Below are 12611 nucleotides of genomic sequence, written 5' to 3'. Positions count from 1 at the left end.
AATGATCAAACTCTTAGAACAAGCGATTACACAAAATTTATTACGACCTTTAGATCTTCGATTTGCACAAATGCTGGTTGAAGATGAAAACCCTATTTTACTGTTTGTATTTGCTTATTTGAGTGCTCAAACTGGAGCGGGTCATGTTTGTTTACCATTGAATATTATTCAGAAAGATCAATTATTCGATGGTAGACAAAAAGAGTTTGCACTAGAGATTTGGCAAAAAATGGGTAAGCCTTCTGCTAAAAAGATAGTAGAAGAGTTGACTCATTGTCATTGCGTTAATCAAAGTCGCGATGATCCCTCTTTTCCTATTATTTTAGATAATGAATATCTTTATCTACAAAGAATGTGGAGCTATGAAGAGAAAGTTGCTCAGTTTTTTAGGCGAGAGCAGGCTATTGTTGATATTGATGAAAATGAATTAATTAAAGTGCTCAACCAACTTTTTCCAGCAACGAAAGAAAATCAAGAAACAAATTGGCAAAAAGTGGCTGCCAGCGTTGCTATCACTAGCCCCATTTCCATTATTTCTGGCGGTCCAGGAACGGGAAAAACGACAACAGTTGCTAAAATTTTAGCCGCTTTTGTGATGCTTACATCGAATGAAAAGCCGATTATTCAATTAGCCGCTCCTACAGGTAAAGCGGCAGCGAGATTAACGGAATCTTTAGGTAACGCCTTAGCACAACTTAATTTAAGTGAAGAAGAAAATAAATGGATGCCAAAGCAGGCGCAAACTATTCATCGCTTATTAGGCGCTCAGCCTGAAAGTCAGCAAGTGCGCTACCATAAAGATAACCCATTACAGCTTGATATTTTAGTTGTTGATGAAGCCTCAATGGTTGATTTACCTATGATGGCGCGTTTGATTGATGCACTTCCATTAAAATGTCACGTTATTTTCTTAGGAGATAAAGACCAACTTGCTTCTGTTGAGGCGGGGGCTGTATTAGGTGATATTTGTCGTTTTTCTGAAGATGGTTTCAGTCAAAAAAGATTTGATCAGATTAATCACTTAACCCAAGGTGAATTGGTTAAATCGACGGATACTATTCCAGTTTCTCAAACCCCAGTATCTGTCGTCAGTGATTCTCTGTGTCTATTACGTAAAAGCTATCGTTTTGGTGAAGATTCAGGCATAGGGCAACTGGCTTTTGCGGTTAATAAAGGGCAGACCAAAACAGCGATTACATTGCTAAAAAAAGCAGAGATTAGCCCACAACAGCTTGAAATAGTATTAGAGCCTCAAGATGTGAGCTTTATTGCTTTGGAATCAAAAGAAAGTTATTTACTGATGATTCAAGATGCCGTTAATGCCTATCGAGAATATCTCACATTAGTTTCCCAAAAAGCCTCACCTGATATTATTCTTAATGCATTTAACCAATACCGTTTATTGTGTGCACGAAGAGAAGGCCCTTTTGGTGTAAGTGGGTTAAATGACAGAATTGAAATGTTATTGCATCGCCAGCGATTGATCCGCCGTCCTACAAATAGTTATCAAAGTGATTATATTGGACGACCTATTATGATCCAAAGAAATGACAGTACATTAGGTCTGTTTAATGGTGATATTGGCATTATGCTCAATAATGATGAAGGTGAAATGAAGGCTTTTTTTCAGCTACCTGATGGAAAATTGAAAGCGATCCAACCGAGTCGATTACCACAACATGAAACCGCATATGTAATGACCGTGCATAAATCACAAGGTTCTGAATTTACCCATACAGCGTTAGTACTACCCGATAAATTTTCACCTGTTGTTAGTCGTGAATTGCTGTATACCGCATTAACACGCGCTAAAAAGAAGCTTTCTCTATATGCTTCAGAGTCTATGGTGAGAATGGCAATACAAACACGTATTCAACGTCGAAGTGGATTAATTGATAAATTACGTTATTAGCTGTTAGTTAATGATAGAAAATAAAAAGACAGGCATTGAGAGGGCTCCTGTCTTTTTTTATACTTATTAATTACTCTTTACGTAAGTCTAAAATTAAAATTTTAGAACGACGTTGGTAATTATAAAGTGCTTGTTTTTCAATCGGTAGCTTATCAATTTCGGCAGGTTCAAATCCTTTTTCTTGAAACCAGTGTATGCTACGAGTTGTTAGAACAAACAGCTTCTCCAATCCTAATTGCTTAGCATGTGCTGAGATACGTTGTAGTAAAACCTCACCACGACAAGAGCTTCGATAATCTGGATGTACTGCAACACACGCCATTTCACCAATTTTTTCTGATGGATAAGGGTACAGTGCGGCACAGGCTATAGTCATATTATCGCGTTCAATAATAGTGAATTGGTCAATTTCAATTTCTAATTGTTCTCTTGAACGTCTGACTAAAATACCTTGCTGTTCTAATGGGCGAATAAGTTCGAGTATGCCACCAATATCATTAATATTTGCTCTACGAACTTTCTCTGCACTTTCCATGACGATTTGAGTACCAATACCATCACGAGAGAATAATTCTTGAATAAGCGCACCATCAGATTGATAACTTAGTAAGTGGCTACGTTCTACACCTCGACGACAGGCTTTAACCGCACCTCGCAAGAATCTTACTGTGCCTGAGTGGTAATCACCTTCTGTTTGTAGCTCTAGAATTTTATCTTCAGCTTGATTAGGTAGCAGTTCAGAAACAATGTGGCCTTCTTCATCGGCAACACCTTGAAATGAGCAAAAACCAATCAGTTTTTGTGCTTTAAGTTTGATTGCAAGCTGTGTTGCCACTTCTTCTGAGGTGAGATTAAAACTTTCACCGGTAACAGACACTGCAACAGGGCCAATTAATACAATAGCATTACTGTCTAACTGGCGATGAATAGCTTCTTCATCAATACGACGAATTTTCCCGCTATGACAGTAATCAACGCCATCATCAACCCCTAATGGCTGCGCGATAACAAAGTTACCACTGACAACATTAATATGAGCACCTTGTAATGGAGTATTGCTTAAACTCATTGATAGGCGAGCCGTAATATCGAGTTGCAATGTACCCGCAGCTTGTTTAACGATTTCTAAGGTTTTGCTATCTGTGATACGTGTATACTTATGATAAATCGGAGGTATTTTTTGTACTTCAAGAGTTGCATCAATTTGTGGGCGAGCACCATAAACCACCACTAAACGAATACCTAGGCTGTGTAACAACCCAATATCATTAATGATGGATGGGAAATTTTCGTGAGCAATGGCTTCGCCACCCAACATAATGACAAATGTTTTGCCTCTATGTGCATTAATATACGGAACCGAGTGGCGGAATCCATCGACCAATTCGGTGCTACGCTCTTTCATAAAACCCTCTCAAGTGAATTTTTATTCGTATTTAATGTATTTTTATTCTTTTTGGGGAGGAATGGCAAGTAAAATCCTATCTTATTGTTTTCCCTGAAGGCAGAATATTCGTGTAAAAGTGAGTAATTGTGCTGTTTTTAAGTGACAGTGAAGTGTGGATTGGGTAAAGTTTTTTGTTCTTAACTTTTTTTATCTCTTTTTAGAGTTTATTGGCGTTAATCGTTTTTTTGGAATATTTTCATGAGTCATTCTGAGCACAATCAAACTCGTCGTCGTCTTGTTAAAGGAATTGGCGCGTTATTATTGTTAAGTGTTAGTCCTGTTGGTTTTGCTGCCACAGCATCTATTGTTGCTGTGAGGGTTTGGCCTGCCTCGACTTATACTCGCGTGACTATAGAATCCAGTACCCCACTGAAATATCGTCAGTTTGCATTATCAAATCCTGAACGTATTGTGGTGGATTTAGAAGGTATTCAACTTAATAGCGTGCTGAAAGGTGTCGCTAATCAGGTTCAGACTAGCGATCCGTATTTAAAGCTTATTCGCGTTGGTCAAAATACACCTAAAACAGTACGACTGGTATTTGAAGTAAAAACGCCTGTACAACCACAAATGTTTACGCTTAAACCTGTGGCTGAATTTAAAAACCGTTTGGTGTTAGATTTCTATCCAAGCCATGGTGCTGACACGGAAGACGATCCTCTCTTAGCACTATTGCGTGAATATAACGACGGTGATTTACAACAAGCAGTGCCAGCACAAACTGATACCCGTAAACCGGGTAGAGCAGGGCGAGATAGACCTATTATTATCATGATCGACCCAGGCCATGGTGGAGAAGATCCTGGGGCAATTGGTAAATATAAAACACGTGAAAAAGATGTGGTTTTACAAATTGCTCGTCGCTTAAGAACGCTTATTGATAAAGACGCCAAAATGAAGGCGTATATGACACGTAATGAAGATGTGTTTATTCCATTGACAGTGCGTGTTGCTAAAGCGCGAAAAATGCAGGCAGATTTATTTGTTTCTATCCATGCGGATGCGTTTACAAACCGTTCAGCAAGAGGTTCATCTGTTTTTGCATTATCAAAAACGGGCGCAACCAGTAATACGGCACGTTATCTTGCTCAAACACAAAATGAGTCTGACTTAATTGGTGGGGTGAGTAAAAGTGGCGATCGCTATGTAGACCATGCAATGCTCGATCTCGTACAAACTGCGACTATTAATGACAGCTTAAAATTTGGTAGCGAAGTGCTTAAGCTATTAGGTGGTATTAATAAACTGCATAAAAATAAAGTCGATCAGGCCGGTTTTGCGGTATTAAAAGCGCCTGAGATCCCCTCTATTTTAGTAGAGACTGCCTTTATCAGTAATATCGAAGAAGAGAAGAAACTGAAAACGGCTAAATTCCAGCAACAAATTGCAGAATCTATTTTCAAAGGGATCAAAGCTTATTTCGCTAATGGCGGTGAATTAACGTTAGCTGATCGTAGCTAATCTTTTTCTATATTCTTTTCTTATATTCCAGTGGAAAGCCAATATCATGCGCTTTCTATTGGCGTTTTTTATTGTATTTTAAGTGTAATAAATCTATCTAACACAATGGGTTATTGAGATAAAAGAAATTTAATGTAGTAAATTTATGAGTGAGAAGATTAGATTTGTAAATTAAGAGGAAAAGTAAAATAAGAAGAAATTTTGAAAAGAAATTGGTTGCGGGAGCTGGATTTGAACCAACGACCTTCGGGTTATGAGCCCGACGAGCTACCATGCTGCTCCATCCCGCGACTGAATTGTTGTTTATAGAATTGGTTGCGGGAGCTGGATTTGAACCAACGACCTTCGGGTTATGAGCCCGACGAGCTACCATGCTGCTCCATCCCGCGACTGATACTATAACTTACTGCTTTGTGAATTGGTTGCGGGGGCCAGATTTGAACTGACGACCTTCGGGTTATGAGCCCGACGAGCTACCAAGCTGCTCCACCCCGCGTCTCCACAGAGGGGCACTATACTCAGGATCTGCCGAGTTGCAAGTTTTTTATGAAATTTTTACAGTTTTCTTTTAAAAACGGTCAGAAATAACACATCAAGATGCAAATTTAGGCAGTTATACTCGTCATGCTTCAAATTATTTAGCGTATATACTTGATGTTTAAAAGTCATATTGATTGGGTGATAATAGAAAGCCTTAACAATTAGTATAATCGTATATTTATTGATTTTGCTTTGGTATCTTTCTAACTCAAAATCGACACTCAAATTTAGTTATTAAGCGGGTCAAAAATGGTTACTTGGCGAAAATCGTTAATTTTAGGTATGTTAGCGCTTGCCTTGACAGGATGTCATCGTCCAACAGAGCAAGGGCAACAGTATAAAGATGGAAAGCTTAAGCAAGATCTCATTGAAGTAAGTTCGCCAAACACACAAGGTACACCGATTAATGGCCCTGATTACTTACAACAAGTAAGTCAGATAAACCAAACATCATCTCGTTTGTATAATAGCAACAAAGAGACTTATCAGGCGGTTGAAAACTGGCTACGTTCTGGTGCAGATACTCGTCAATTACGTCAATTTAATCTTTCTGCATTTCAAATGGAAGGGGTTGATAACTACGGTAATGTTCAATTTACTGGTTATTATACGCCAGTCCTTGAAGCTCGTTTAACACGACAAGGTGAATTCCAATATCCTCTTTATAGAATGCCTACTAATAATCGTTCAAAATTGCCTTCTCGTGCTGCTATTTATAATGGTGCATTAAGCCCATCTTTAATTGCAGCGTACAGTAACTCCATTATGGATAATTTTATGATGGAAGTTCAGGGAAGTGGTTATGTTGATTTCGGTGATGGTAAACCTTTAACGTTCTTTGGTTATGCAGGGAAAAACGGACACCCTTATCGTAGTATTGGCAAAGTACTTATTGATAATGGCGAAGTAGAAAAAAAAGATATGTCGATGCTCGCTATTAGAGATTGGGCTGATAAGCACAATGATGCTGAAGTGAGAAAATTATTAGAAGAAAACCCATCGTTTGTTTTTTTCAAACCAGAACCGTTTACCCCTGTTAGAGGTGCCAGTGCTATCCCACTTGTTGCACTTGCCTCTGTGGCTTCTGACAGAAGTATTATTCCAGCCGGAACGGTGTTACTTGCTGAAATTCCTGTACTTGATAATACGGGTAAATTTACAGGTGAATATCAAATGCGTTTAATGGTGGCATTAGATGTAGGCGGAGCAATTAAAGGCCATCATTTCGATATTTATCATGGAATTGGTAAAGATGCTGGCCATATGGCAGGTTTCTATAATCATTATGGGCGTGTTTGGGTATTAAAAAAATCACAGCTTAACTTGCTAAATCCTTCATCATAAAACGATTTACTCTTTATCTGCTCGTTATAAACGGTAAAATTATACACACGACATGGCTATTAATATGAATAGCCATGATTATTTCTGTTATTTAGGTTGTTATCGCACCATGCAAAATTCATTATCAGATTCATATTTACAACGCTTTTCTGGGATCGGGCGACTCTATGGGCAAAAAGCATTGTCTTATTTTGCTCAGGCCCATATCTGTGTCGTGGGTATAGGTGGGGTCGGTAGTTGGGCGGCTGAAGCATTAGCACGCAGTGGTATTGGTGCTATCACCTTAATTGATATGGATGATGTGTGTGTGACGAACACTAATCGTCAAATACATGCGTTGAAAGAAAGCGTGGGGCAGCCCAAATGCGACGTGATGAAACAACGTATTTTAGAAATCAACCCAGAATGCAAAGTGACCAGTATTGATGACTTTATCACAGTTGATAATGTTGCTGAAATGATGAATAACAACTTCGATTATGTCATTGATGCTATTGATAGTGTAAGGCCAAAAGCTGCATTATTAGCGTATTGTCGCCGTTATAAAATTCCAGTGATCACCACGGGTGGTGCTGGTGGGCAAATTGATCCAACCCAAATTCAAGTGGTTGATTTAGCAAAAACAATTCAAGATCCTTTAGCGGCTAAATTAAGAGAGCGTTTGAAATCTGATTTTAATGTTGTAAAAAATAGTAAGGGGAAATTAGGGATCGACTGTGTTTTCTCAACAGAACAGTTAGTTTATCCACAAGGCGATGGTACGGTTTGTGCGGCAAAAAGTACGGCGGATGGTGTGAAACGAATGGATTGTTCAGCCGGTTTTGGTGCTGTAACGATGGTAACGGCGTCATTTGGTTTTATTGCGGTGTCTCATGCATTGAAGAAGATGCTAGCGAAGGCTCAACGTACTCGTCATATTTGAAGTTGTCGTGTTGTTGACGGTGCTCCATCGCACTAGTCGCATACTGATGCTCCTAGTGACTCATTTACTTGTCGCCTAGCTACATATTGAATTATTTAGAGTATAAAACTTAATACTGTGAGGTAAGTGATTTTAATCGTTTGATAATCGCATTCACGCCGTCCGTGCGAGATTGGCTAATTTGATTAGCCAATCCTAATTGATCAAAAATAGCTAACATATCGATATCAGCTATTTCTTGCGCTGTTTTATTTTCAACAGCGGTTAAAATAATAGTCAATAAGCCTTTTACAATACGACCATCACTATCACCATAAATATGGTATTTGCCGTCATTATTTAATTCGACACCTAACCACACTCTGTTCTCACATCCCTTGATCTCTTTTTCTGTTGTTTTTAATTCATCAGGTAATGCGGGTAATTTACGTGAGAGTTGAATTAATTGACGATATTTGTCTTCCCACGCTTTTAATTTTTGGAAATCATTAAGTAATGCTTCTAAAGTGATTTCATGACCAAATGGGTGCTGAGTTGCAAGCAGAGGTGTGTTGTTATTCATTTCAATTATTCATCTTTTAAGAGTGTTAGAGCAAATTTAACGGCATTAATAAAAACATCAATATCAGCGTGTTGATTATAAGGCATAAAAGAAATGCGTAAACAGCCTGAAATGTTTAATGAATCAATAAGAGGCTGTGCGCAGTGTTGCCCTGTGCGTAATGCAATACCTTTCTCTGTGATTAATGTTGCTAAATCACTATGATGAACACCTTCGAAATTGAAGGAAACAACCGATGAATTGGCCGCTCGATAACTAATAAAACCATTTAACTCACTGAGACGTTTTTCTGCTTCTTTTGCAAGCTCAAGAGCATATTGATTAGCCTGATGCATATTTTGTTTTTCTAACCATGCTAATGTGGCTGAAAATGCAATAACACCTGCAACATTAGGTGTTCCCGCTTCAAAGCGTTGAGGAATAGCGGCTGGAGTAAACCCATCAAATGTGACGTGAGCTAGCATCTTTCCACCACCATGCCAAGGAGCCATATCTTCTAAATATTTTCGTTTGCCATAACAAACACCTAATCCATTAGGGCCATAGAGTTTATGAGCGGAAAAAACATAGAAATCGATATCAAGTGCTGTGACATCCGTTGGGTGATGCGCAATACCTTGCGCACCATCGACAACCAATAAGCAATTATCATGTTGATGAACGCATTGAGACACCTTATCTAATGCAATTTGAGCACCTGTTACATTCGACATTTGGCTAACAGCAACAATTCGTGTCCGCTTATTGATTAAAGCATTTAAGCTATTAATTGAAGGTAAAAAATGATCCTCAATTGCCCAGCGGATCACTCGTGCGCCCGTTTGTTCGGCCAGTATCAACCAAGGAATAAGGTTTGCATGATGTTCTTGCTCACTAACAATTATTTCATCACCAGCTTGTAAGCGTGGACGAAAATAGCCTTGAGCAATCAGGTTGAGTGATTCTGTGGTGCCTTTTGTCCAAATAATCGTATCACTATCAGCACTATTGATTAATTTGGCAACTTGTTGACGCGTCCCCTCATATTGTTGCGTTGTTTCCCTAGCATGCTGATATTGGCTACGGTGTACCGTTGCAAAATTGTGGCGATAAAAATTATCGGAGGCTTCTATCATCGCAAGAGGCTTTAATGCCGTAGCTGCGCTATCAAGATACACTGTGTTTGCTTCAAGAGCAGGAAATTGTTGTCGAAATAATTCAGGAGAAAATACGTTCATAATTATGCTGTGTTGGTAGATGAATAACGTTTCGTCATTTGTAGTAAAAATAGGGCGTATAGATTATACGGTTAATTATATTTATTTATAATGAAAAACTAAGAACATCCGTTTATAGCATGATAGTGCGCCCATAATAACACGATAAAGATGGCGAAAATTCGCTCAATAAAAAATCACAGATAGTAGATTTATCATATGTTTTTTCTTTAATTTAATCATGTTAAAGAGAATATGATGCATTTTTCAGAACATTGACAATAAATTTATTGTGAAGAAAAGATGAAAACATCAAAAGTGAGTGTGTAGAAGATGAAAAGTTAGATAAAAATAGGGAATAAAAAAAGCACCGCCTTGGCGGTGCACTATAAAATCACTATGGACAGACAGGGTAAATGTACAGGAAGTGAAAAAAAACAGTAGCATCAGCTACTAAGTCTGGAATTTCCAGACAACTTGCAAACACAACATCACAACCACAAAGCCAAAAGTTTTGCAGTATTACTACTACACAACTTTTCGTTCCGGCTTAGGAAGTGCGCTTACTATAGGTATTTACTGGCTAATCATCAAGGGACAATTTATAATGCTTCGCATAAAAAAAACTAATGATGAAAGTTAGGGTCTACTAATAGCCAAAATAGGGGTTTAAGAACCGAATATGTCTAAACGTTTACCGCCATTAAATGCGCTTAGGGTTTTTGATTCAGCGGCACGTCATTTAAGTTTTACTAAAGCCGCTGAAGAATTATTTGTGACACAAGCAGCAGTGAGCCACCAAATTAAAACATTAGAAGAATTCCTTGGGCTAAAATTATTTAGAAGACGTAACCGTTCTCTTTTATTAACGGAAGAAGGGCAGAGTTATTACCTCGATATTAAGGAAATTTTTTCATCAATTAACGAGGCAACTCGCAAATTATTAGCTAGAAGCGCGAAAGGCGCACTTACCGTTAGCCTTTCTCCAAGTTTTGCGATTCAATGGTTAGTACCTCGGTTATCTGGTTTTAACCAAGCTTATCCGGGAATTGATGTGCGAATTCAAGCTGTTGATAGAGAAGAAGATAAATTGGCTGATGATGTTGATGTCGCCATTTTTTATGGTCGAGGTAATTGGACTGGGTTGCGTACAGACCGCCTTTATGCAGAATATTTAATTCCTGTTTGTGCACCATCTTTACTTACAGGTGAAAAACCACTAAAAACCCCATCCGATCTGATTTATCATACACTGCTACATGATACATCTCGTCGAGATTGGCAATCTTATGTACGCCAATTAGAGATACAAAATCAGATAAATGTGCAACAAGGCCCTATTTTTAGCCATAGTTCAATGGTGATACAGGCTGCTGTACATGGACAAGGTGTTGCATTGGTTAATAATGTCATGGCACGTAGTGAAATAGAATCAGGTCGATTAGTAAGACCTTTTCCAGATGTCCTTGTTAGTAAAAATGCATTTTATTTAGTTTGCCAAGATAGTCAGGCTGAATTGGGTAAGATTGCGGCTTTCCGCCAATGGATTTTATCTCAAGCAGCGAATGAGCAAGAAAAGCTGGGTTTACTAACATCATCTTAATATTGCGATTGGTAAATATCTTCTAGATAGGAAGGAATAAACAGTGAATAGTCGTACATTGCTTATGTTTTCCGCGATTAGTGGCTTCTTTTATGTTGCTTTTGGTGCATTTGCAACTCATAAGCTTGCACCTCATTTATCGCCACAACATTGGGAATACATTCAGTTAGCGATGCGCTACCAAATCGTCCATACCTTATTACTTGTCGGAATTGCGGCAATGTTAATGCGTAAAACCATTTTATGGTTTTATTGGGCGGGTATTTTCTTTGGTGTTGGTATTCTACTTTTCAGTGGTAGCCTTTATTGTATGGCGCTAACACAAGTTAGATTGTTATCTTATTTTACGCCAATTGGTGGATTTAGTTTTCTTATTGGTTGGGCATTAATTTTTATTGGCGCTTTGCGTCTAAGGGCACCGGCGTCTCGCCATGAATAAAGTTGCATTATATTGTCGCCAAGGTTTTGAAAAAGAGTGCGCGGCTGAGATTACGGATAAAGCAGGTCAAATCGGCGTTTATGGCTTTCCTCGTGTTAAAGAAGGAAGTGGTTATGTGATCTTTGAATGTTACCAAGAAGGTGATGCAGATAAGATTGCGCGTGATGTGAGTTTCCGTGAATTAATTTTTGCTCGTCAGATGTTTGTGACAGGTGAATTACTTAAAGATTTACCACCAGAAGATAGAATTACACCGATTGTTGGAATGCTAAAAGGTGCTGTTGAAAAAGCAGGTGAACTTCGAGTTGAAGTTGCAGACACTAACGAAAGCAAAGAATTATTAAAATTCTGCCGTAAATTTACGGTGCCATTACGTAATCATTTACGTAATGAGAAAATATTGTTGAAAGTAGAGAACTTTAGCCGTCCTGTTGTTCATGTGTTTTTTATTGCGCCGGGATGTTGTTATGTTGGCTATTCCTATAGTTTTAATAATTCCCCATTTTATATGGGTATTCCTCGATTAAAATTCCCATCAGATGCGCCAAGTCGTTCGACATTAAAACTTGAAGAAGCATTTCATATTTTCATTCCTTATGAGGAGTGGGAAGAGCGTTTAGCAAGTGGAATGAAAGCGGTCGATTTAGGTGCATGCCCCGGTGGTTGGACATATCAATTAGTAAAACGCAGTATGATGGTGCATGCTGTTGATAATGGGCCAATGGCACAATCTTTAATGGATACAGGGCAAGTTCGTCATCACCAAGTTGATGGTTTTAAATTTGAACCTACCTCTAAAAATATCACATGGCTTGTTTGCGATATGGTTGAAAAACCAGCTAAAGTTGCTGCATTAATGACAACTTGGATTGCTAATGAATGGTGTCGTGAAGCTATCTTTAACTTAAAATTGCCAATGAAAAAGCGTTATGAAGAAGTCTCTCATATCCTTGACAAAATAAAGTCAGAATTAGCGGAAAAAGGGATTAACGTTAAGATCCAAGCTAAGCATCTTTATCATGATAGAGAAGAGATAACAGTTCATATACAAAATATTTGGGCCGCTTATCGACCCGACCGTGAATTCTAAAAACGTTCAAATTACATCGATTTATTGATAACGATAAAAGGCTAAGCTTATAAATGGAAGCTTAGCTTTTTTAATGAGAGCGAGTTATTTAAAGA

At 38.3% G+C, this 12611-nt stretch carries 10 protein-coding genes and 3 tRNA genes; 7 read left to right on the top strand and 6 right to left on the bottom strand.

Going from position 1 to position 12611, the window contains the following annotated elements:
* Window position 1 precedes the first annotated feature (1 nt).
* On the top strand, window positions 2–1912 hold the full coding sequence (gene recD, locus H1225_RS12070) for an exodeoxyribonuclease V subunit alpha (RefSeq protein WP_161669389.1): 1911 nt from the start codon (window positions 2–4) through the stop codon (window positions 1910–1912).
* 70 nt (window positions 1913–1982) lie between these two features.
* Here recD and argA read toward each other — a convergent pair whose 3' ends face one another.
* Window positions 1983–3317: an amino-acid N-acetyltransferase gene (gene argA / locus H1225_RS12065; protein WP_109848108.1), complete on the bottom strand. Its 1335-nt coding sequence runs from the start codon at window positions 3315–3317 to the stop codon at window positions 1983–1985.
* Window positions 3318–3557: 240 nt separating this feature from the next.
* Here argA and amiC point away from each other — a divergent pair, with 240 nt between their 5' ends.
* Entirely contained in the window at window positions 3558–4820 is a 1263-nt protein-coding gene (amiC, locus tag H1225_RS12060) for an N-acetylmuramoyl-L-alanine amidase AmiC (RefSeq protein WP_072064277.1), read from the top strand.
* Between the two features lie 213 nt (window positions 4821–5033).
* Here amiC and H1225_RS12055 read toward each other — a convergent pair.
* The 3 genes from H1225_RS12055 to H1225_RS12045 all read right to left on the bottom strand — a co-directional run bounded on the left by H1225_RS12055 (window position 5034) and on the right by H1225_RS12045 (window position 5316).
* Window positions 5034–5110: transfer RNA gene (locus tag H1225_RS12055), tRNA-Met, on the bottom strand.
* A 22-nt stretch (window positions 5111–5132) separates the two neighbouring features.
* Window positions 5133–5209 (bottom strand) — tRNA-Met (locus H1225_RS12050).
* Window positions 5210–5239: 30 nt separating this feature from the next.
* Window positions 5240–5316 (bottom strand) — tRNA-Met (locus H1225_RS12045).
* Window positions 5317–5609: 293 nt separating this feature from the next.
* Between H1225_RS12045 and mltA the strand changes: the two genes are divergently transcribed.
* Window positions 5610–6704 (top strand): murein transglycosylase A, encoded by a 1095-nt coding sequence (gene mltA / locus H1225_RS12040; protein WP_006535933.1) that lies wholly within the window; start codon window positions 5610–5612, stop codon window positions 6702–6704.
* 109 nt (window positions 6705–6813) lie between these two features.
* The gene (gene tcdA, locus H1225_RS12035) at window positions 6814–7626 is read left to right on the top strand and encodes a tRNA cyclic N6-threonylcarbamoyladenosine(37) synthase TcdA (protein ID WP_006535932.1); all 813 of its coding nucleotides are present in this window, start codon (window positions 6814–6816) and stop codon (window positions 7624–7626) included.
* A gap of 109 nt (window positions 7627–7735) precedes the next feature.
* Here the strand turns inward: tcdA and csdE are convergent, their stop codons facing one another.
* Together csdE and csdA are read right to left on the bottom strand one after the other, a co-directional pair.
* A complete protein-coding gene (csdE, locus tag H1225_RS12030) occupies window positions 7736–8188 on the bottom strand; it encodes a cysteine desulfurase sulfur acceptor subunit CsdE (RefSeq protein WP_109848109.1) in 453 nt (150 codons plus the stop codon).
* Between the two features lie 5 nt (window positions 8189–8193).
* The gene (csdA, locus tag H1225_RS12025) at window positions 8194–9405 is read right to left on the bottom strand and encodes a cysteine desulfurase CsdA (RefSeq protein WP_109848110.1); all 1212 of its coding nucleotides are present in this window, start codon (window positions 9403–9405) and stop codon (window positions 8194–8196) included.
* A 661-nt stretch (window positions 9406–10066) separates the two neighbouring features.
* Here csdA and H1225_RS12020 point away from each other — a divergent pair.
* The 3 genes from H1225_RS12020 to rlmM are packed head-to-tail and all read left to right on the top strand — an operon-like array spanning window position 10067 to window position 12516.
* A complete protein-coding gene (locus H1225_RS12020; protein WP_109848111.1) occupies window positions 10067–10987 on the top strand; it encodes a transcriptional regulator GcvA in 921 nt (306 codons plus the stop codon).
* 43 nt (window positions 10988–11030) lie between these two features.
* Window positions 11031–11426 carry a DUF423 domain-containing protein gene (locus H1225_RS12015; RefSeq protein ID WP_036913817.1) on the top strand — a complete coding sequence of 132 codons (396 nt, stop codon included), beginning with the start codon at window positions 11031–11033 and terminating at the stop codon, window positions 11424–11426.
* On the top strand, window positions 11419–12516 hold the full coding sequence (rlmM, locus tag H1225_RS12010) for a 23S rRNA (cytidine(2498)-2'-O)-methyltransferase RlmM (protein WP_109848112.1): 1098 nt from the start codon (window positions 11419–11421) through the stop codon (window positions 12514–12516). The genes H1225_RS12015 and rlmM overlap by 8 nt, the downstream gene beginning before the upstream one ends.
* Window positions 12517–12611 lie beyond the last annotated feature (95 nt).

The sequence above is a fragment of the Proteus penneri genome, assembly GCF_022369495.1.
GTDB lineage: Bacteria > Pseudomonadota > Gammaproteobacteria > Enterobacterales > Enterobacteriaceae > Proteus > Proteus penneri.
Note: the sequence above shows the minus strand (reverse complement) of the source record. Positions and strands in the feature narration are given on the sequence as shown.